The sequence below is a fragment of the Arthrobacter sp. BK1 genome (genome assembly GCF_056680055.1).
On sequence record NZ_CM155263.1, the window covers coordinates 2416502 to 2436551 of the forward strand.

At 65.3% G+C, this 20050-nt stretch carries 18 protein-coding genes and 1 pseudogene; 10 read left to right on the forward strand and 9 right to left on the reverse strand.

Features of this window, described 5'->3' with window-relative positions; all coding sequences use genetic code 11:
- Positions 1-14: 14 nt before the first annotated feature.
- Complete coding sequence (locus tag AC1MCA_RS10945) at positions 15-623, forward strand: phosphatase PAP2 family protein (protein WP_479796953.1); 609 nt, start codon at positions 15-17, stop codon at positions 621-623.
- A gap of 55 nt (positions 624-678) precedes the next feature.
- On the opposite strand, the gene AC1MCA_RS10950 is transcribed toward AC1MCA_RS10945, so the two are convergent.
- The 5 genes from AC1MCA_RS10950 to AC1MCA_RS10970 all read right to left on the reverse strand — a co-directional run bounded on the left by AC1MCA_RS10950 (position 679) and on the right by AC1MCA_RS10970 (position 4739).
- A complete protein-coding gene (locus AC1MCA_RS10950) occupies positions 679-1026 on the reverse strand; it encodes a hypothetical protein (RefSeq protein ID WP_479796958.1) in 348 nt (115 codons plus the stop codon).
- 156 nt (positions 1027-1182) lie between these two features.
- Positions 1183-1611, reverse strand: a complete 429-nt coding sequence (locus AC1MCA_RS10955) for a universal stress protein (protein ID WP_108597811.1) — start codon at positions 1609-1611, stop codon at positions 1183-1185.
- Between the two features lie 53 nt (positions 1612-1664).
- On the reverse strand, positions 1665-2969 hold the full coding sequence (locus AC1MCA_RS10960) for an aminotransferase-like domain-containing protein (RefSeq protein WP_479796962.1): 1305 nt from the start codon (positions 2967-2969) through the stop codon (positions 1665-1667).
- A 77-nt stretch (positions 2970-3046) separates the two neighbouring features.
- Positions 3047-3922, reverse strand: coding sequence for a GerMN domain-containing protein (locus tag AC1MCA_RS10965; RefSeq protein WP_479796963.1), 876 nt, complete (start codon positions 3920-3922; stop codon positions 3047-3049).
- Between the two features lie 259 nt (positions 3923-4181).
- Positions 4182-4739: an NAD(P)H-dependent oxidoreductase gene (locus AC1MCA_RS10970; protein WP_479796965.1), complete on the reverse strand. Its 558-nt coding sequence runs from the start codon at positions 4737-4739 to the stop codon at positions 4182-4184.
- 123 nt (positions 4740-4862) lie between these two features.
- Here AC1MCA_RS10970 and AC1MCA_RS10975 point away from each other — a divergent pair, with 123 nt between their 5' ends.
- From AC1MCA_RS10975 to AC1MCA_RS11000, 6 genes are all read left to right on the forward strand, one after another.
- Positions 4863-5471: a TetR/AcrR family transcriptional regulator gene (locus AC1MCA_RS10975; RefSeq protein WP_479796967.1), complete on the forward strand. Its 609-nt coding sequence runs from the start codon at positions 4863-4865 to the stop codon at positions 5469-5471.
- A gap of 359 nt (positions 5472-5830) precedes the next feature.
- Complete coding sequence (locus AC1MCA_RS10980) at positions 5831-6814, forward strand: ABC transporter permease (RefSeq protein WP_108598492.1); 984 nt, start codon at positions 5831-5833, stop codon at positions 6812-6814.
- Between the two features lie 2 nt (positions 6815-6816).
- Positions 6817-7791 carry an ABC transporter permease gene (locus AC1MCA_RS10985; protein WP_479796969.1) on the forward strand — a complete coding sequence of 325 codons (975 nt, stop codon included), beginning with the start codon at positions 6817-6819 and terminating at the stop codon, positions 7789-7791.
- Positions 7788-10025, forward strand: a complete 2238-nt coding sequence (locus AC1MCA_RS10990; RefSeq protein WP_479796971.1) for a dipeptide ABC transporter ATP-binding protein — start codon at positions 7788-7790, stop codon at positions 10023-10025. The genes AC1MCA_RS10985 and AC1MCA_RS10990 overlap by 4 nt, the downstream gene beginning before the upstream one ends.
- 52 nt (positions 10026-10077) lie before the next feature.
- Positions 10078-11796, forward strand: coding sequence for an ABC transporter family substrate-binding protein (locus AC1MCA_RS10995; protein WP_479796974.1), 1719 nt, complete (start codon positions 10078-10080; stop codon positions 11794-11796).
- Positions 11797-12061: 265 nt separating this feature from the next.
- Positions 12062-13141 carry a Gfo/Idh/MocA family protein gene (locus tag AC1MCA_RS11000; protein WP_479796976.1) on the forward strand — a complete coding sequence of 360 codons (1080 nt, stop codon included), beginning with the start codon at positions 12062-12064 and terminating at the stop codon, positions 13139-13141.
- 78 nt (positions 13142-13219) lie between these two features.
- On the opposite strand, the gene ald is transcribed toward AC1MCA_RS11000, so the two are convergent.
- Positions 13220-14338 carry an alanine dehydrogenase gene (gene ald, locus AC1MCA_RS11005; protein ID WP_479796980.1) on the reverse strand — a complete coding sequence of 373 codons (1119 nt, stop codon included), beginning with the start codon at positions 14336-14338 and terminating at the stop codon, positions 13220-13222.
- 157 nt (positions 14339-14495) lie between these two features.
- Between ald and AC1MCA_RS11010 the strand changes: the two are divergent.
- Positions 14496-15792: pseudogene (locus AC1MCA_RS11010) on the forward strand (PucR family transcriptional regulator).
- On the opposite strand, the gene AC1MCA_RS11015 reads toward AC1MCA_RS11010, so the two are convergent.
- Complete coding sequence (locus AC1MCA_RS11015) at positions 15789-16265, reverse strand: helix-turn-helix domain-containing protein (protein WP_479796983.1); 477 nt, start codon at positions 16263-16265, stop codon at positions 15789-15791. The pseudogene AC1MCA_RS11010 and the gene AC1MCA_RS11015 overlap by 4 nt on opposite strands.
- 49 nt (positions 16266-16314) lie before the next feature.
- Between AC1MCA_RS11015 and AC1MCA_RS11020 the strand changes: the two genes are divergently transcribed.
- The gene (locus tag AC1MCA_RS11020) at positions 16315-17097 is read left to right on the forward strand and encodes an alpha/beta fold hydrolase (RefSeq protein ID WP_479796987.1); all 783 of its coding nucleotides are present in this window, start codon (positions 16315-16317) and stop codon (positions 17095-17097) included.
- A 50-nt stretch (positions 17098-17147) separates the two neighbouring features.
- On the opposite strand, the gene AC1MCA_RS11025 is transcribed toward AC1MCA_RS11020, so the two are convergent.
- Together AC1MCA_RS11025 and ptsP are read right to left on the reverse strand one after the other, a co-directional pair.
- A complete protein-coding gene (locus AC1MCA_RS11025) occupies positions 17148-17426 on the reverse strand; it encodes an HPr family phosphocarrier protein (RefSeq protein WP_108598118.1) in 279 nt (92 codons plus the stop codon).
- A 47-nt stretch (positions 17427-17473) separates the two neighbouring features.
- Positions 17474-19159 carry a phosphoenolpyruvate--protein phosphotransferase gene (ptsP, locus tag AC1MCA_RS11030; RefSeq protein ID WP_479796989.1) on the reverse strand — a complete coding sequence of 562 codons (1686 nt, stop codon included), beginning with the start codon at positions 19157-19159 and terminating at the stop codon, positions 17474-17476.
- Positions 19160-19318: 159 nt separating this feature from the next.
- Between ptsP and AC1MCA_RS11035 the strand changes: the two genes are divergently transcribed.
- Positions 19319-20044, forward strand: coding sequence for a TetR/AcrR family transcriptional regulator (locus AC1MCA_RS11035; RefSeq protein ID WP_479796991.1), 726 nt, complete (start codon positions 19319-19321; stop codon positions 20042-20044).
- The last annotated feature ends 6 nt before the right edge of the window (positions 20045-20050 follow it).

The window sequence follows — 20050 nt, forward strand, 5'->3', positions numbered from 1 at the left end:
CGGGGAGCACACGAGTGAGCAACGCAACGCTCCGCGCCCAAAACCGTACCGCCAGATGGCTGACCGAAGTCTTCCAACCCCCGGTGGTGGTCACGCTGGTGCTGCTCATCAGCCCGGTGATCGAGCCGGGATTCCCGGGAACCATCGGCTATGGCGCCCTGGCTGCGCTGTTCGTCTGCGTGCTCCCGCTCATCCTGCTGCTGGCGCTGGTGCGTTTGGGCAAAGTCACTGACCACCACGTCAGCAACCGCAGGCAGCGCGCGCCGGTGATGCTGATGGCGCTGGGTTCTGTCGTCGCCGGACTGGTGGTGCTGGCAGCCACCCATGCGCCCCGGAGCGTCGTGGTCACCGTGCTGGCGATCGTGGCCGGCATCATCGTCCTGGCGGCGGTCAGCCCGTTCTGGAAGATCAGCGGGCACGCGGCCGCAATATCGTCGTCGGCCGTTATTTCTGTCCTGATGCTGGGGCCGGCATGGCTGCCCCTGGTGTTGCTCATCCCCGCCGTCGGGTGGTCCCGCGTGGTCCTGCGCGCACACACCCTTGCCCAGGTGGTGGCCGGATCGCTGTTCGGCGCGGTGGTGATGGCCGGTCTGTGGTGGCTGCTGCGCGGCTGGCTCCTCTAGGAGCGCGTCAGGGCCAGCCTCGGACACCTGCGATTAAGCGTTGGGATACAAGCCGTCAGTAGGTGTAGGCGGAGAACGCCATCATCAGTTCCGAAACTTCGGCATCGCTGCCCAGGGATCCTGCCACACCTGCGTAGGCGGCGAAAAACAGGCCGCCCAGCACCACCGACACCCCCGCGACAGCCCCGAAGAACTTCCGGTCTTCGCGCAGGACACTGCGGATGGTCTCCGGCAGGCGGAGATCCGGCGAGATGAGGTTGGGGGCGCTGTCCACCGAGCCGTCATCCAGCAGCGCGACCACCCGGCCGTTGCCGTGGTCGACCCGCGTGGAGCAGATGTGGTTGCCGTGACGTGCCAGGAGGATGTCGTGGCCTACAAGCTGGCGGCGCTGGAGAGAAATCAAGGGAACCCTTTGGACGGCGTGGATAGTGGCTGTCCGCTCCATTGAGGGCACTCCCATTTTATCGTCCGGGACATGCCCACATCGGCCGTCCGGGCGTGAGAACGGACACCATGCGCCGCCGTGGGGAGGGCATGGTGCCCGGTACTGGTCCGCTATTTAGTTGACGTCGTACGTGTTGGCGATGTAGACGTCGCATGTGGCGTTGTGTGCCACGCTGTTCGCCACGCTGCCCAGGACCCGTCCGATGCCCCGCATCCGCCGGTTTCCCACCACGATCATTTTGGCATCGAGGCGCTCGGCTTCCTTGATGAGTGCCTCTGCGGGCTTGCCGCGGGCAGACGAGTAGGTCACCTTGACGGGACCGGCCAGGGCGTCGGCTACCGTCCTGGCGACGTGCTCGGCACCGTCGGCGTCGGAAACGATCCACTGATCGCTGCCCGAGCCGAAGACCTCGGTACGGTCGCTGTCGAAAGCGGAGACCACATGCAGCGAGGCATCCAGGGCGGCTGCGAGGTCCCGGGCCGACTCGGCTGCCTTCTTGGCAGTCTCGCTGCCGTCAACCCCCACTACGATGATTCCGCTCATTCTCGTGCTCCTTTACTCGGTATGACTTACGGCCACGCTCAGTGAGGCCAACGCTACAGCGCGGCGAGGGCTTCGCGCAGCACCGGCGCCAAGCGGCGGATGCCTTCCTTGATCGCGTCGGGCGGTACTGCACTGAAAGCCAGCCGCAGCTTGTTCGAGGGCCCGTCGGCGGGACTGAAGGCGGCACCCGGGATGAAGACGACTCCGGCATCGATTGCCTTCTGCAGCAGGGGATAAGTGTCCATCCCTTCCGGCAGCGTGACCCAGACGAAGAAGCCGCCTTCGGGCCTGGTCCAGCTGGTTCCGGCCGGCATGTGTTCTTCGAGGGCGGAGAGCATCGCAGCGCAGCGCTCGGCGTACAGGCCACGGTAGGTTTCGATCTGGCCCTTCCAGTCGTAGTCCCGGAGGTACGCGGAAACCAGCATCTGGTTCAGGGTGGGCGGACACAGCGTGACTGCCTCGGAGGCCAGGTAGTAGCGCCGCTGAAGGTGTTCGGGAACCAGCGCCCAGCCGATCCGCAGGCCCGGAGCAAAGATCTTCGAGAACGAGCCCAGATAGATGACATCCGCCGGATTGGCCGCCCGGAGTGGCTCCAGGGGCTTCCCGTCGAACCGCAGGAGCCCATAGGGGTTGTCCTCGAGGACCAGAATATTCGCGTTGCGGCATATATCGACGATCTGCTGCCTGCGCTCCCGAACGAGCGTAATGCCCGAGGGGTTGTTGAAGCTGGGGATGGTGTACAGGAACTTGATGTTCTTCCCGGCAGTCTGGAGTGCTGCGATCTTTGCCTCCAAGAGCTCAGGGATCAGCCCGGCGTCGTCCATCTCCACCGTGGCCACCTCTACCTGGTACGCCTCGAAGGTGTTCAATGCGCCCACGTACGTGGGGTTCTCCACCAGCACTACGTCTCCCGGATTGCAGAAGACCTTGGTGGCCACGTCCTGGGCCGACTGTGAGCCGGCAGTGATCACCACGTTCTGCGGGAGGGCGTCCATAATCCCCTCCTCGGCCATGACCTCGCAGATCTGGGTGCGCAATTCCTCGGTGCCCTGGCCGGCGCCGTATTGCAGCGCTGTGAGGCCTTCCTCGGCGAAAATACCGGCTGCGGTCTCAGCCAGGCGTTTCAGGGGGAGCGACTGGAGGTAGGGATTGCCGCCGGCGAGCGACACCAGCCCGGGCCGCATCGAGATGTCAAAAACATCCCTGACCGCGGATTGTTTGATGTGGGCAGCGCGGGCGGAAAAGAGCGCCTCGTGCGGATGGACGGCGCGATGGGCGGACGTGGCCGCACGTTCGATGGCGTCGATGGCTTCGGGTGGCAGCTGCGCTGCTGCGGCGGCAAGTGTCTCGTGGGTCACTTCCTCAGGATACAGCCGCTAGTTGCCGGTTAGGCAACACTTGTTGACAAAAAGTTTTTTGCCTTGCCGGGGAACTCCTAGTTCAGGCGCAACGCTTCGGCCAGCGGAGTCCCATTGATATAGACCTCGGCCCGGATGGCGCCCACGGATGCAACCGCCGTTTGCGTGAGCTGGGCCTCTACCCGGGGGATGTCACAGGCGCCACCGGGGCGGATGGTGCCTGAAAGGTAGACCGTGACAGTGGTGCCATCGAAACTTCCGGACAGGAACGTCAGGGTTGACGCAGACAACGAGTTGTACAACCCGTCCGCGGTGGTTCCGTCCAGGAGCGCGCGCATTGCGGACGGCAGCGGCTCAACCGGACCCTGCACGGTCCGCCGGATGCCGGCCAGGCTGTCATTGCAGCCGAAACGCACACCGCTCGCGCCGCCGTCGTCAATCAGCACGTAGTAGGCGGTCACCGTCCCGGTGCCTGCGGACCGGCCAGAGGCGGTTTCGTCGGGCGTTTCAGACGATCGCGGCGATGGGGACCCGGGCGTGGGCGACGGGCGGACAGTCACCACGGGATCAGTGCGCAGCGACGGTCCAGGAGGGGTCGTAGCGGTAGCCCCGCCGGGCGCTGATAGCTCCGCGGCGATCACGGAGGAAGCCGGTCCGGCGGGCCCGGTGTCAGGCTCTGTCTGAGGGGATTGCACTGGGTCGGTCAGGGCAGTGCCTGTTTGAGTGGCGGGCGGGTCGGTCCGTACCGTTTCCAACGGCGGGGGAGCCTGGGGCTGTGGGGTCGGGACCAACGGCCCCTCGGCGGGCGCAGTGCGGCCAACGGTGGCTGAACCCGGCGTGAAAACGCGGCCGGCGGAGGGATCGGAGCCGGGAGCGCAGCAGCCCAGCCACAGCGGAAGCGTCAGTACTGCCGCCGTCGCCATCAGTTTTCCGGCACCCCGTCTGCCTGCCATCTCTGCACCGTGTTCCCATCCTGTGCGTCCCCGTGCATTAACGTTACGGCGCTCCAGCAGGCCTGAAAATGGCGGCATGGTTCCGGTTGGAACAAGACTTGGTCACGCCTGCGCTCCCCGTGCCCCCGGCGCTTACGGTGCGGTAACAAAAATGCCCCGGATGCCATTTTTTTGCGTCCGGGGCATTGAGGTTGCACAAGCCTTGAGGCAGTGCAGGTGGTGCGGGCGGCAGCCCGGGATGCAGCCTGCGGCGTCAGCCTTAGGCGGCAGGCTGCGGTGCGAGCAGTGCGTCGAAGACGCCCTTGATCTGCTCAACAACTTCGGCGTCGTCCTTCGGGTGCAGTTCGGCGAAGCGGACCATGGAGCCGGGGACGGCGAGCTTGACGTCCTCGAGGACCTGGGCGCCGGCGATGCCGACTGCCTTGCGGGCTTCGTCCTGGGCCCAGACGCCGCCGAACTGGCCAAAGGCGGTGCCGACGACGGCGGTGGGCTTGCCGGTGAGGGCGCCGGCGCCGTAGGGGCGGGACAGCCAGTCGATGGCGTTCTTCAGGGACGCGGGCACCGTGCCGTTGTGCTCGGGGGTGACCAGCAGGAGGGTGTCGGCCTCGTTGGCAGCGGCGCGCAGGGCTGCGGCGGCCGCGGGGACCTGGCCTTCGACGTCGATGTCCTCGTTGTAGAACGGGATGTTTCCGAGGCTCTCGTGGATGACAACGTCCACGTGCTCGGGAGCGTTCAGCGCGATGGCTTCGGCCAGCTTCTGGTTGGTGGACTCGGCGCGGAGGCTGCCGACAAGGGTAAGTACGGTGTTCTTTGACATACGGACTCCTGGGTTCGGGCTGCGGCCGGGCCGCTAACCGGTGGAAGATGGAGGCTGTGTGGCCTTCACTGAGCTAAACGGACCGCGGTCCGATTATTATTCCCGGGGACTAGGATACGGAGTGTGAGCTTCATCCCACTGCTGCCCGGATCGCTCTCCGGCCCCGTTCAAGAGCGAAGCGACGCCGCGCGGAACCGGCAGCGTCTGCTGGATGCCGCCCGCGAGCTGATCACAGAGTCCGGGGTGGATGGCCTGACCATGGACGCCCTCGCGGAACGCGCCGGAGTGGGCAAGGGCACTGTATTCCGCCGCTTCGGCAGCCGTACCGGGCTGATGATGACGCTGCTTAGCGATTCTGAAGCGGCGTTTCAGGAGCGCTTTATGTTCGGCCCGCCACCGCTCGGGCCGGGCGCGCGGGGGCTGGACCGGCTGATCGCGTTCGGTGCGGAGCGGATCGCATTTGTCCTGGAGCACGGCGATCTGGCGGCCGCTGCCGAGGGTACGGCGAACGGCCGTTACGAAGTGCCGGCCGCGGTTTTGGCCCAGCGCCACATTGAGTTCCTCCTGCGGGAGGAGGGGATGGACGCGGACCCGTGGCTGATGGCTATGGCACTGGGCGCCACGCTCGAACCGGACAGGCTGCTGCATGCCGTCCGCGTCCATGGACTGCCGCCCGGGCGGCTCGCGGCGTCCTGGCGGGAACTCGTCACCCGGCTGGTTCGGGCGCCGTAGCATACGCCACATTCCGGCAAAACGTCCAGTCAAATCAATTCCACTGAACAATTCATAACGATCTGATACGGTCCCGCCATTCTCCGGCAGATGCTCACATGCCGGACTCATCCATGTGATAGTTTCCTCTGGAATGTGACCCGCAACATAGTTCTTATGGACTTGTGAGTGTCGGTCGCGAAGGCCGGCGAATGCGCCGGCGGAGACCTGGGGGCGGCGCGATCCGTGGCTGGCTGGGGAAATCGGAAGGATCTGAAACGTGGATGCAGTCGAGGTAAACAGGCCGGTGCCGGCACAGGGCGATCCCCTGGTGTGTACGTCAAGCGTCCCGGCGGCAACGATCCAAAAGTAGCTGCCGCATGCTCAGGTACCTTGCCAAGCGCGGCATCACGTACGTCTTCATGATCTTCCTGACCACCTCGGCCGGGTACTTCCTGGCGGTCAGTTCCCTCAAGCCGGCACTGCTCGAGCAGGAACGGATTCCCCGCCCCACCCCGGAACAGGTAGCCAACTCCATGCGCCTGAAGGGGCTGGACCCGGACCTTAGCCCGTGGGAACGCTACGTGGAGTGGCTCACGGCGATCGTGACCCGCTGGGACTGGGGACGCAGCCCCAACGGCGCCTTCATCAACGCCGAATTCGGTGACCGGGTATGGATCTCAACCCGACTGTTCCTCGCCTCGATCGTCCTGACCCTTGTCATTGGCGTCGCCCTCGGTGTGTACTCGGCGGCCCGCCAGTACAAGTTCCAGGACCGTGTCATCACCTCGTACAGCTACCTGGCGTACATCGTGCCGGCCCCCATCGCTTACTTCCTGGTGCAGCTCGGTGCCATCAACATCAACGAGACTGTCGGGGAGCGCATCTTCTTCGTCACCGGCATCTCCACGCCGGGCATGGCACCGGGATGGGCCCAGTTCGTGGACATGCTGGCACACTACGCAGTACCCACGGCAGCCATCACCCTGGTGGGCTGGGGCTCGTACCAGATCGCCCAGCGGCAGTACCTGCTGGACAACGTCAATGCCGACTTTGTCCGAACGGCACGCGCCAAGGGGCTGACCCGCAACCAGGCCATTTCCCGGCACGCCCTCCGGGTGTCCTTTATTCCCGTAGCCCAGAGCATCGCGTTCACCATTCCCGCTATCTTCGCGGGCGGCTTCTTCGCCGAGAAGATCTTCGCCTGGCCCGGAGTGGGTTCGTGGAGCATTGACGCCATCTCCCTGCAGGACGTGAATGCCGCAACCGCCACCCTCGCCTACGGCTCAGTGATCTTTGCCCTCGGCGCCATCCTGGCTGACTTTGCCACCACGCTGGTAGACCCGAGAGTGAGGGTGCAGTAGCCATGACCAACCTCAACGCCATCGACCCGGCGGCAGTGGCCCAGGACGCCCACCTGGACAGCGCAGATGTCATCATCGGCAAATCCACCATCATTTTCCGGCGCTTCATGCGGAACCGGACCGCCGTGGCGGGCCTGGCCATCTTCCTCGGTCTGACTGCCTTCTCCTTTGTCGGCGGATATTTCACCCCGTGGGACAAAGAAACCATCGACCCCTTCAACATCGGCATGCCACCGTCGGCCGAGCACTTCCTGGGCACATCCCAGGCCGGCATCGACCTCTACGCGATGACCGTCGAAGGCACCCGCATCTCCATTCTCATCGGCCTCATTGTGGGCCTGGTGTCCGTCCTGATTGCCGCAGTCTACGGCTGCACCATGGCCTATTTCGGCGGCAAAGTGGACAAGGTGATGCTCTTCTTCCTCGAGGCGCTCATCATGATGCCTGCCCTGCTGGTGGTGGCCGTCGCCACCAGCGGCGGAGGCGATGGCTTAAAGAAGAACCTCCCCAGCTGGCTCCTGCTGATCATCGTCCTGCTCGTGTTCAGCTGGATGGGCACCGCCAGGCTGATCCGCTCGCTGTCCATGTCGCTGATGCAGCGTGACTTCGTCAAGGCAGCGCAGTACATGGGTGTCCCGCCGCGGCGTATTGTGTGGCGGCACCTGGTCCCGAATATCGGTTCGCTCCTGGTCCTGGACATCACCCGCGGAGTCACCGGCGCCATCCTGGCGGAAGTTGCCTTCTCGTTCATCGGCATCGGCATCAAGGTTCCGGACGTGAGCCTGGGCGTGCTGATCGGCGGGGCCACCTCCCAGGTGCAGACCTTCCCGTGGATGTTCTGGGTTCCGTTGACCGTGATGTTCCTGCTCACAGGGTCGCTGGCCATGATGAACGACGGCTTGCGTGACGCGTTTGACCCGAGCTCGAGTTCGGTTGGCCGGGCAAAGAAGAACAGCGCACAGAAGAGGGCCACATGAGCAGCGGAACGTACCTCGAACCGGCTGACCCGGCCCCCACGCCGGCAGAACGCCTCCACATCGCAGGCCTCCACACGCCGTCGGACGCGGTCCTGTCGGTCCGGGACCTGAACGTCCGGTTCAACTCAGAGAACGGTGTGGTGCACGCGGTCCGCGGTGTTGACTTCGACCTTATGCCGGGCCAGACCCTGGGCATTGTGGGCGAATCCGGCTCGGGAAAGTCCGTCACCTCGCTCGCCATCATGGGGCTCCTGCCGCCCACCGCGGAGATCTCCGGATCAGTGCGGCTCAAGGGCAAGGAGCTGCTCGGCCTCAGCGACAAAGCCATGTGCGCCTTCCGCGGCAACGACATCGCCATGGTGTTCCAGGACCCGCTGTCCTCCCTCACCCCGGTGTACACCGTGGGCGCCCAGATCATCGAGGCGCTCACCATCCACAATCCCGGCATGAGCAACCCGGCGAAGGAAGCCCGCGCCGTCGAACTTCTGGCGATGGTGGGGATCCCCAGTCCCAAGGACAGGCTCCGGGCGTTCCCGCACGAGTTTTCCGGCGGTATGCGCCAGCGCGTGATGATCGCGATCGCCATCGCCAACAACCCGCGGGTGCTGATCGCGGATGAGCCGACGACGGCGCTGGACGTCACCATCCAGGCCCAGGTGCTTGAGGTGCTTCATAAGGCGCAGGAAGAGACGGGCGCCGCCGTCGTGATGATCACCCACGACCTCGGTGTGGTGGCCGGCATCGCGGACGACATCATGGTCATGTACGCGGGCAAGCCCGTGGAAACCGGCCGGGTGGATGACATTTACTACAACCCCCGCATGCCCTACACCATGGGTTTGCTGGGCGCGGTCCCCCGGGTGGACGTTGCCGAGAAGACCTCATTGGTCCCCATCGAGGGCATCCCGCCCAACCTGATCTACACGCCCACCGGCTGCTCCTTCGCACCGCGTTGCCCCCTGGTGGCGGACGCCTGCCTGACCGGCGAGCCGCCGCTGCTGCCGGCCGGCGGACACCCGGGACACAACGCTGCCTGCATCAAGTCCGGCTCACTGGGCGGCGACGTCGATGTCCTGGAAATCTTCTCGGCCCCGCCGGTTCCGGTGTCCGGCTTTGACGCCATCCCCCGGGCGGAACGCGCCACGGTCCTGGAGCTCAAGGACGTGCGCAAGCACTTTCCGCTGACCAAGGGCGCGCTGCTGAAACGGCGCATCGGCACCGTCAAGGCCGTGGACGGCCTCAGCTTCGACATCCGTGAAGGTGAATGCTTCGCCATCGTGGGGGAGTCGGGCTCGGGCAAGACCACCACGCTCCTGGAAATCATGGAGTTCCACAAGGACCAGGACGGCGAGGTGAGGATCGGCGGCCTCAGCAACAAGGAAGCCACCGACGCCAGGACCAGGAGCGCCATGCGGCGCGAGCTGCAGATGGTCTTCCAGGATCCCACCGGTGCTCTGGACCCCCGCTTCACCGTGTACGAGGTCCTGGCCGAACCGCTGCAGAACGCCGGGATGGACAAGGCGGCCATCCGGAATCGGATCATGGAGCTGATGAAGCTGGTGGGGCTGCAGCCCGATCACGTCAACCGGTTCCCCAACCAGTTCTCCGGCGGCCAGCGCCAGCGCGTGGGCATCGCCCGTGCCTTGGCCGTGAACCCGAAGCTGGTGGTTCTGGACGAGCCCGTGTCTGCCCTGGACGTGTCCGTCCAGGCCGGCGTCATCAACCTGCTGGACAAGCTGCGCGCGGAGCTGGGCCTCAGCTACCTGATGGTGGCCCACGACCTCTCCGTGGTCCGGCACATCTCCAACCGCGTGGCGGTCATGTACCTCGGGAAGATTGTAGAGATCGGGGAAGTGGACAGGGTCTTCGACAACCCGCGCCACCCCTACACGCGCGCGCTGCTCTCCGCCATTCCGGTCCCCGACCCGCAGCTCGAACGCACACGCGAGCGGATCATCCTCAAAGGTGACCTGCCGTCGCCACTGGACGCTCCCAAGGGCTGCAACTTCGCCACCCGCTGCCCTGTGTTCGCTGCGCTCCCTGCTGCCAAGCAGGAGAAATGCCTCACCTTGGAGCCGCCGCTGGAGGCTGTCCAGCCCTCGGCGGCAGTGAAAGCCCTTGAAGCGGGGCCGGTTCCGGTCCTGGACCAGCAGTTCGCCTGCTTCTTCCCGGACGGCGAACTGGACGAGGACATGCTGGTGGTCCATGAAACCGCGGAACCCCATGCGCCCTAGATTTTTTCGACCCACCACAAGCACCACCACTCGCACCAATGAAGGGAAAACCATGAAGAATCTGACCAAGATTGGCGGAGCGGCAGCCATAGCGGCTGCTTTGACGCTGACTGCTTGCGGCGGTGGAGGCACGTCTACCGGACCGGAGACTGCCAAGGGGCAGGAGTCAGGCAGCGACCTCTCCAAGCTGATAAGCATCAATGAGAAGCCGGCGGCGGACCTTGAGCCCGGCGGCAAGGTCACCCTGCCGCTTGGCAACATCGGGCCGGACTTCAACGGGTTCTCCAACAACGGCAACAGCGCCGACAACTCCGCACTGCAGATCCCCATGAACCCGGTGGCTGTGAACAGCGGCGGCATCGGCGGTTGCTGGAAGGTCGACTTCGTCGGCAAGGCCACGCCGAACAAGGATTTCTGCGAGTCGGTTGAGAGCGAAGTCAAGGACGGCAAGCAGACCGTCACCATCAAGGTCAACGAGAAGGCCACCTACAACGATGGCACCCCCATCGACATCAAGGCTTTCCAGAACACCTGGAACATCCTCAAGAGCCCGGATGCCGGCTACGACATCGTGAGCTCCGGAGCCTACGAATTCGTTGAGTCCGTTGAAGCCGGCAGCAGCGACAAGGAAATCATCGTCAAGACGAGCCAGCCGGTCTACCCGGTGGACTCCCTCTTCTTCGGCCTGATCCACCCGGCCGTCAACACCCCCGAAATCTTCAACGAGGGCTTCGTTGGCGAAATGCACCCTGAGTGGATGGCCGGTCCATTCAAGCTGGACCAGTACGACACCGCAGCCAAGACGGTAACCCTCGTTCCCAACGACAAGTGGTGGGGCACCAAGCCCGTGCTGGCAAACGTGGTCTTCCGGCAGCTGGAAACCAGTGCCCAGATCGCAGCCTTCAAGAACGGTGAGATCGACGGCATGTCCGCCAACACCATCTCCCTGTACAAGCAGCTGGAGGGCACCAAGGACTCCGAGGTCCGCCGCGGCCAGCGTCTCTTCGCCGGTGGCATGAACATCAACGCCCAGAAGGTCACCGATGTGGCGGTCCGCAAGGCGATCTTCGCCGCCGTCGACCGCGAAGCCCTCCGCAAAGTCCGCTTCAACGGCCTGAACTGGGAAGAGCCCAGCTCCGGTTCCATGATGGTCCTGCCGTTCTCCGAGTACTACCAGGACAACTACCCTGTGAAGGAAACGGGCGCCGACGCAGCCAAGAAGGTCCTGACCGACGCCGGCTACACCGCCAACGCCGCGGGCATTATGGAGAAGGACGGCAAGCCGGCCGCGTTCAAGATCAGCAACTTCGGTGACGATCCCACCACGCTCGCCTTCACCCAGACCCTCCAGAAGCAGCTCCAGGCCGGCGGCATGGACGTTGGGATCGACCAGCGCGCTTCTGCCGACTTCGGCAAGGTCATCGGCGGCCGCGACTTCGACATGAGCGTCTCCGGCTACACGGTTGGCCCGGACGCCACGGACGCCGTCAAGCAGTACTACGACTCCAAGGTCAACGAAAACCAGCTGGGCGACGCCGAACTGGACAAGAAGATCGCTGACCTGGCCTCCATCGAGGACAACGTGGAGCGCAACAAGGCAGCCATGGAAGTTGAAAAAGAGCACATGGCCAAGTACTTCTCCATGGGTGTTGTGATGAACGGCCCGCAGATCTCGTTCGTCCGCACCGGCCTGGCCAACTACGGCCCGTCCCTGTTCCAGAGCCTCTCCCAGGTTCCGGACTGGACCACCATCGGCTGGGAAAAGAAGTAACTCCCGCCTGACGTTCCACCTCTTACGGCCAAGGCCGGCACTGCCTGAACTCCAGGAAGTGCCGGCCTTCGCCGTTCCCCCACCCCGTCCGACGCTCTGGCACCTCCTGCAGGTTTTCCCGAAACGCTCTGGCACCTCCTTTTAACCGCCGGCGCCGCTAACCGCAGGGAGTGCTAGAGCGTTCGTCTGGGGCCCGCAGGAACTGCCAGAGCGTGTGGGTGTAACCTGCAGGAAGTGCCAGAGGGTGGCGGGGTAGCGTTGGGCTATGACCGGCACCGAACCTGAACGCACCAACCGCACCCTCCGCACCGCCGTCGTCGGCTTTGGCCTGTCCGGCAGTGTCTTCCACGCGCCGCTGATTGCGGCGGACCCCCACTATTCGCTGGACGTCGTTGCAACGTCCGACGCCGGCCGGCAGGCTGCCGTCACGGAGCGGTACCCGGGCACCAAAACAGTGCCCGACGGCGACGCTGTTCTTGCGTTGGCCGGCGAGCTTGATGTGGTGGTGCTGGGGACCCCGCCCGCCACCCACTACCCGCTGGCTAAGGCTGCACTTGAGGCCGGGCTCGACGTCGTGGTGGACAAACCCTTTGCCGTCACGAGCGCGCAGGGACGGGAGCTGATCGCCCTGGCGGAGCGGCTGGGCCGCGTACTCACGGTCTTCCAGAACCGCCGCTGGGACGGGGACTTCCTCACGGTCCGGAGGCTGCTGGCCGGGGAAGCCCTGGGAAGCGTGACCCGCTTTGAGTCCAGTTTCGAACGGTGGTCCCCGGACACCGCAAAGGCGTGGAAGGTAGACGCCACGGCAGCGGACGGAGGCGGTGTCCTGTTCGACCTGGGCACGCACCTCATTGACCAGGCACTCCTGCTGTTCGGCCCGGCCACTGTGGCCCACGCTGAGCTGCAGGCACGCCGTCCCCACGAGAAAGTGGACGACGACGTCTTCCTGGTCCTCAACCACGAGTCCGGCGTGACCAGTCACCTGAGCATGAACATGCTCTGCGCGCAGCAGGGTCCGCGCTTCCGCATCCTCGGGTCCACGGGAGCGTTCACCAAGCACGGAATCGACCCGCAGGAGCCGTACATCGTGGCCGGCGGCAGCCCGCTGGACGAGGAGTTCGGCGTCGAAGCGCCGGAATGGGCGGGAGCACTGGGCCGCGACGGCCATCTCGAGGCACTGCCCACAGAGCGCGGTGCCTACCCCGAGTTCTACCGGCTGCTGGCACAGAAGATCCTCGACGGCGGCACGGCCTCAGTCCTCCCCGTCCCGGTAGACCCCGCAGGGCCGGTAGAGGCCCTCAATTTAATCGAGCAAGCACGGGAACTGGCTGCGAAACGGGCTTAACCAACAAGCGCTGGACGACACACATCCGGCAGCACGCAGGGGATGTGCGTCGTCCAGCGCAGCAGGACGGACTAAGGCTTAGGCTGAGACCACTTGGTGCCAGTCGGCGACGAGCGGCAGGCCGTGGGCCTCGGAGACGGAGTGGTGTGCCACATGTCCGGCAGCGATGTTGAGGCCGGCGGCGAGGGCGGGGTCGCGGTCAAAAGCGGCTTTGACGCCCAGGTTGGCCAGTGCAACGGCGTACCGCAGCGTGACGTTGGTCAGCGCGTAGGTGGACGTGTTGGGCACCGCGCCGGGCATGTTGGCCACGCAGTAGAAGATGGTGTTGTGCACCTTGTACGTGGGTTCCTGGTGGGTGGTGGGGCGGGTGTCCTCGAAGCAGCCGCCCTGGTCCACTGCGATGTCCACCAGCACGGAGCCGGGCTTCATGCGGGAGACCAGTTCGTTGCTGACCAGCTTGGGAGCCTTGGCGCCGGGGATCAGGACGGAACCGATCACCAGATCGGCGTCCACCACTGACTTCTCGATCTCGTACTTGTTTGAGGCCACGGTCTTCAGGCGGCCCTGGTACTGGGCATCGAGTTCACGGAGGCGGTTGATGTTGATGTCCAGGATGGTGACGTCGGCACCCAGGCCCAGGGCCATCGCCGCAGCGTTGGTTCCGGCAACACCGGCGCCGAGGACAACTATCTTGGCGGGACGGACACCCGGGACGCCGCCGAGCAGCACACCCTTGCCGCCTGCCGGAGCCATCAGGGAAGTGGCGCCAACCTGGACGGAAAGCCGGCCGGCGACCTCTGACATCGGGGCCAGCAGCGGCAGCGCGCGGCCTTCCTGGACGGTTTCGTAGGCGATGGCGGTGACGCCGGAGTTGATCAGCTCCCGGGTCAGTTCCGGTTCGGCCGCGAGGTGCAGGTACGTGAAGAGGATCAGTCCCTTGCGGAAGCGGTGGTATTCCGCTGCAACGGGTTCCTTGACCTTCATGACCATGTCGGCGCGGGCCCAGACATCGTCCGCGGCGGCGACGATTTCGGCGCCGGCGATGGCGTATTCCTCGTCCGTGATCCCGGAACCAAGACCTGCGCCGCGCTCCACCAGGACTGTGTGGCCGTAGGTGCGGAACTCGTGGACGCCGGCGGCGGTGATGGCCACGCGGAATTCGTTGTTCTTGATCTCTTTGGGGACACCGATGATCATTTTGGGCTCCATGTTCACCAGGCCAGCGGCCCGGAATCGCGGGAAAATTCGTACTTCCAGAATAAATCCGGATGTGACCCAGTCGACAGGAAAGACGGATTGGCCCCGGGGCGGGATCCGCGCCATTCTGCGGTTTTAATCCCTCGATGCTCGACACTTGTTCAGCCTGAGGGCGTCAGGTGTCGCCTCGTGTCCGTTCGTCGCGGCGCCCCGCAAAGCAGTAGTGTTGCCCCATGCAGCAGCAGGATGTGGAACAGCTTGTGGAACAGGTGGCCGGGAAGCTCGGACACGGACTTTCGCTGGAAGATCTGGACGGCCTGCTGCTCGCCTACAGCTCCAACCAGGCCCACGCGGACCGGGTCCGGGTCAACTTCCTGCTGAGCAAGAGGGTGCCGGCCGATGTCAGCGCCTGGCAGCTTTCCCATGGCATTGCGACGGCGGTGCGTCCGTTGGCGATCCCCGCCAACCCGAATCTCGGAATGCTGGGCCGGATCTGCGTTCCGCTGATGGTGCGGGGATTCCGCGTGGGCTACCTGTGGGTCCAGCAGGATTCGGAGGACGAAAACCCGGCGGCGATCCTTGCCCAGCTGCCGGACGTTGGCCAGGAGATCGAGCAGCTCTCGGGCCTGCTGCTGGAATCCAACACCGCCGAATCCGAATTCCGGCGCGGCCGTGAACGGGAGTTCCTGGCCGCCTGTTCCGGCGAAGCCAACGCCCTGGCGGCCGTTGCGGGGTGGAAGGAAATCCAGGGCAAAGGGCCGTGGCAGGTGGTGACAGTGCTCGACGCCGATGGCTGGGCCGGCGGCCCCGACCCCCTTGCCTCCACGCTGATCCACCGTTCGGCCGCCCTGCAGGCCACCATCGGCGTTGACCTGGTGCTGTTCAGCGCAGGAACTGAAACCCATTCAGTGGTGCTGTTCCGCGAATCCGTGGGGCGCGCCAGCCACGCCCAAGTCCTGGTGCACTACCAGTTGGAGCTCGCCAAGCGTTCCGGGCGGCCGGTGCACCGCATCATTCTGGGGATCAGTGAGGGCTTCGCCAAACCCCGCGGGCTTGCTGAGGCGTACCGGCAGTCCAGGCTGGCCGCCCAGGCGGCAGCGGTGGATCCCCAACTGGGCGAATTGGTGGACTGCCGGGCCACCGGGATCTACCAGCTGCTGGGCTCGGCCGGGGGCGGGGCCGGGGCATGGGCTGACTCGGGCTCCGTCTATGTGCGCATGCTGGAGGACCACGACCGCAACGGCGAGCTCCTCCCTGTCCTGGAGCTCATCTACGACAACGACGGCTCCATCCAGGACGTTGCCGCCAAACTCCACCTGCACCGGAGCAGTATCTACAACAGGCTGGGCCGCATCCGCCAGCTCCTGGGTGTGGACCCGCTCCGGGGAATGCCACGGCTGGAGCTCCATGCGGCGCTGAAAATGCGGCGCTGGGCCCTGCGGCCCCGGATTTAGTTGCCACCGGCTGACTGACCCGCTTGACCTTTTCCCGCCCTCTTGGCAGCAGCCTCCGAAGCCACAGCCTCCGGGGCTGCAGGGGCTTCCCCGCCGTTCTGCTGTTCGCTTTTCTTCTGCTGGTCAAGCCACGCCAGGATCGCAGCAAGCCTGATCCGGCGGTGTGTGCCGCGGTATTCCACCGGGATCTCACCGCGGTCGGTCATGTTCCGCAGGTACGTGTGGGAAATCCCGGCAAGTTCCGCGGCCTGGGACGTGGTGAGCATTTCCTCAACGCTGCTGACGGTCACCGCTTCGCCGCGGCTGAACCGGCTGAGGAGGTCGACGACGGCGTCCCTCGCCCCGGGCGTCAGCCGGTGGACGGTGCCGTCCACAAACACCGTGATGTCGTGGCCACCTTCCAGTGCCTGCCGCAGTTTTCCTGCGTCCTCGGCCGGAAGGCCGGCTGTCATCCTCGGAGCTATCAGTGCCATGGCATCAGCCTAACGCCGGATTCGCTGGCGGCGGCGGTATGCTCACTGGGTGAAACTCACCGGTGGCAAGGCCATTGAATTCGGCGGATTGACCGGCCGGCTGTACACCTCCGTGGCGGCAGCCGGAACCCCTCCACGCCCGGCGTACGTGCTGCTGCATGGGATCGGGGTCTCCCACCGATACCTTGCCAGGCTGCACCATGAACTCGCTCTGGCCGCCGACGTTTACACCTTTGACCTCCCCGGCTTCGGCGACGCCCCGAGGCCCGCCCGCCAGGTGCCGGTGGGCGAGTACGCGGCCTTTGTCCATACGGCGTTATCCGACGCCGGCGTGAGATCCTGCGTGGTGATCGGCCATTCCATGGGAACCCAGCATGCCGTTGAACTCGCCTTGCAGGAACCGGAACTGGTGGCCGGTGTGGTGCTGATGGGTCCGGTAGTGGACGCGAACCGCAAATCCGTGGCCCGGCAGGCACTCGCCCTGACCCGCGATGCGATGTTCAGCGAAAGCGTGACCTCGAACGCCATAGTTTTCTCGGACTACTTCCGGGCCGGTTTCCGCTGGTACCTGACCGAGTTGCCCGTGATGATGGAATATCCGATCGAAGCCAGGGTCCGCGGGATCGGGCAACCCGTTCTGGTGATGCGTGGCAGCAAGGATCCCGTGGCCAGCCGCGGATGGTGTGAACGGCTGGCAGGGCAAACGGCCCTTGGGAGCCTGACCGAGATCCCCGGACAGGGTCACGTTTTCCAGCACACCGCCCCGGGGCCCGCGGCGGCAGCGATCACCGCGTGGGTGCGGGCTGTGAACGGCTTCGGCGTCACCGCCTGAGCGCAGTCCGCAAAGCAGCGTCCCGCCGTCGGGCGTTATACAACTGTGCGCTAGACGGCGTCGAGATCTGTTTCCAGTAGCTTGACCAGCGAGTCCAGTGCGGCATCGGCGCCGTCGCCCTCGGCCCGGAGCACCACGACGTCTCCGTTTTCAGCCCCCAGGGTCATCAGCGACAGGATGCTCGAGGCGTCCAGCGCCTCATCTGCCGGCTCGCCAGGCTTGGCAATGGTGACTTCCACGCCCACCTCTCCGGCGGCTTCTGCAAACAGCGCCGCTGGGCGTGCGTGCAGGCCGGAGCGGCTGGCGATGGTGGCGGTGCGTTCGGGCATGGTTCCTCCTGGTGGGGTGGTGAGGGCGGTGGTCATCAAGCTGGTGGCTAGAGGCCGAGTTCCTGGAGAATGGGCAGTTTTTCCCGCACCCAGGCGCGTGCTTCGGTGGCACTCGGTGCGGACAGCGCGAGCTTGGCCAGCTCCTGGGCCTCGGCCAGGGTGACCGTCTTCAGGACTGCCGCCACGGCGGCAAGCGACCGCGCGGTCATGGAGAGTGTGCTCACCCCCAGCCCGGTCAGTACGACGGCGAGGGCCGGGTCAGCGGCGGCCTCACCGCAGACGCCCACGGGTTTGTTGTGGCCTTCAGCCCGGGAGCCTTCCACGGTCAGGCCCACCAGGCGCAGCACGGCCGGCTGCCACGGGGTGTTCAGGTTTGCGAGCGGGCCGAGCTGGCGGTCGGCGGCCATGGCGTACTGCGTGAGGTCGTTGGTGCCCAGGCTGGCGAAACCCACCTCGCGGAGGATCGCTTCGGCGGTCAGCGCTGCGGAGGGCACTTCCACCATCACGCCGGGCGTCTTGATTCCGGCGTCGGCGCACATGGAGGCAAAGCGGGCAGCCTCTTCCGCTGTGGAGATCATCGGTGCCATCACCCAGACATCGGCCCCGGAGCCCTTCTCCGCCTGGGCGATTGCTTCCAGCTGGCGGTCCAGGACGCCCGGGGTGGTGAAGTCCGTGCGGTAGCCGCGGACGCCCAGCGCGGGGTTGGGTTCGGTGGAGTCGGTCAGGAACGGGAGCGGCTTGTCGGCGCCGGCGTCGAGCGTACGAAGGACCACTTTCTTGCCCGGGAACGCATCAAAAACGCTCTTGTAGGCGGCGGCCTGCTCTTCCACGGTGGGCTCGGTGTCCCGTTCCAGGAAGCAGAATTCGGTGCGGAACAGGCCAACGCCCTGGGCGCCGAGTTTTGCGGCCGCTTCGGCATCCTTGCCGCCGCCAACGTTGGCGAGCAGAGGCACCAGGTGCCCATCCGCCGTCGTGCCCGTGCCGCTGAATTCGGCCAGCAGGGAAGCGGTGGCAGCCCAGGCTTCCGCTGTGGCACGCAGTGATTCATCAGGCTCGGCCGTGATGGTGCCGGCGGCGCCGTCCACATAAACTTCCGTGCCGTCCTTCAGCTCGTCCACCCCTACTGCCGCCACTACGGCCGGCAGGCCAAGGGAGCGGGCAATGATGGCGGTGTGGGACTGGGGGCCGCCGCCTGCCGTCACGAGTGCCAGTACCTTGTTCGGGTCCAGGGTGGCAGTATCAGCCGGTGCCAGGTCCTCGGCAATCAGGACGAACGGCGTGCTGGACGCGGGAATGCCGGGCGCGGGCACGCCGCGCAGCTCGGCGACGATCCGGGCGCGAACATCCAGGACGTCGGTGGCGCGTTCAGCCATGTAGCCGCCCAGGTTGTGGAGCATCTCGGACACGGAGGAACCGGACTCCCAGATGGCGCGTTCAGCGGAGGTGCCGCGGGCCACGAGCTTGGCCGCGCCCTTGATCAGCATGGTGTCCTTGGCCATCAGTGCTGTGGCTTCGAGGACTGCTTTGCCGTCACCGGTGGCGTGGGCGGCACGGTTCTTCAGTTCATCGTGCACGGCCTGGGAGGCGGTCTTGAGGGCGGCTGTCGCATCCTCGGCGGTGACTCCGGCAGCCAGCTGTTCGCCAGCAGGGGGTTCGCTGATCGGTTTGGGCATTTGGCGGATGGTTCCGATGATGCGGCCGGGGCTGACGCCTACTCCTGGGAAGGTCTGCACTGAGTTCCTCGTTCTCTTCCGATAGCCAGGCCCGCCAAGGTTGTCCCGGCGCCATGCCGGGGCCGCCGCAACTACTCTGTGCAACAGCGGAAACGCGCCTGAAAAAATTGTATGTGATTCAGTTCATATAGCAATGCTATAGGTGATAGGGTAGCGGCTATGAGTTTGGATGGCCAGCTTCCCCCCAAAATGCGGCTGTTGCGAGCAGCGGCAGAATTGCTGGCAAAGTCCGCGGGAGCGTCCATTTCAACCCGCCAGATCACGCAGCTGGCCGGTGTTACGGCGCCCACGCTATACCACCACTTCGGTGACAAGGAAGGTCTTTTCGACGCCGTCGTCGCCGCAGGTTTTGAGGAATACGTTGCGGGCGAAAGGGATTTCGCCCCGTCCGGGAATCCGCTCGTGGATATCCGGCGGATGTGGGATAACCACGTCCAGTTCGGGCTTAACCAGCCGGAGCTTTATCTGGTGATGTTCGGCAATATCCGTCCTGAAAGCCGCCCCGCCATCGTTGCCGATGCCGAGGCGCTGATGGAGGAGATGCTGAACAAAGCCGCAGTGGCGGGCCAGCTCAATGTCCAGCCGCGGGAAGCAGCCAGGTCAATCCTGGCGGCCAACGTGGGCGTGACCCTGATGCTGATCGCGGAACCCGCCGCCGAACGGAACCTTGAACTGTCCTCCATGACCAGAGACGCCATGATCTTTGCGGTGTCCTCCGAGCAGGCCACAGGGGCCGTCCCGGAAGATTCCGGGAAATCTTCGGTGGTGGTGGCAGCGATCGCCCTGAACGCCGCACTTCAGGCGTCGCACTCAGACCAGCTCTCGAACTCGGAACTCAAGCTTTTCCTCGAATGGCTCCACCGGATCTCCACCAGCTCGTCGTAATTATCG

Bases quoted from the DNA above. Each gene is read 5' to 3' on its own strand.
- AC1MCA_RS10955 (WP_108597811.1), bottom strand. From the start codon at position 1,611: ATGAGCGGAATCATCGTAGTGGGGGTTGACGGCAGCGAGACTGCCAAG.
- AC1MCA_RS10965 (WP_479796963.1), bottom strand. From the start codon at position 3,922: ATGGCAGGCAGACGGGGTGCCGGAAAACTGATGGCGACGGCGGCAGTA.
- AC1MCA_RS10970 (WP_479796965.1), bottom strand. From the start codon at position 4,739: ATGTCAAAGAACACCGTACTTACCCTTGTCGGCAGCCTCCGCGCCGAG.
- AC1MCA_RS10980 (WP_108598492.1), top strand. From the start codon at position 5,831: ATGCTCAGGTACCTTGCCAAGCGCGGCATCACGTACGTCTTCATGATC.
- AC1MCA_RS10985 (WP_479796969.1), top strand. From the start codon at position 6,817: ATGACCAACCTCAACGCCATCGACCCGGCGGCAGTGGCCCAGGACGCC.
- AC1MCA_RS10990 (WP_479796971.1), top strand. From the start codon at position 7,788: ATGAGCAGCGGAACGTACCTCGAACCGGCTGACCCGGCCCCCACGCCG.
- AC1MCA_RS10995 (WP_479796974.1), top strand. From the start codon at position 10,078: ATGAAGAATCTGACCAAGATTGGCGGAGCGGCAGCCATAGCGGCTGCT.
- AC1MCA_RS11000 (WP_479796976.1), top strand. From the start codon at position 12,062: ATGACCGGCACCGAACCTGAACGCACCAACCGCACCCTCCGCACCGCC.
- ald (WP_479796980.1), bottom strand. From the start codon at position 14,338: ATGATCATCGGTGTCCCCAAAGAGATCAAGAACAACGAATTCCGCGTG.
- AC1MCA_RS11015 (WP_479796983.1), bottom strand. From the start codon at position 16,265: ATGGCACTGATAGCTCCGAGGATGACAGCCGGCCTTCCGGCCGAGGAC.
- AC1MCA_RS11025 (WP_108598118.1), bottom strand. From the start codon at position 17,426: ATGCCCGAACGCACCGCCACCATCGCCAGCCGCTCCGGCCTGCACGCA.
- AC1MCA_RS11035 (WP_479796991.1), top strand. From the start codon at position 19,319: ATGAGTTTGGATGGCCAGCTTCCCCCCAAAATGCGGCTGTTGCGAGCA.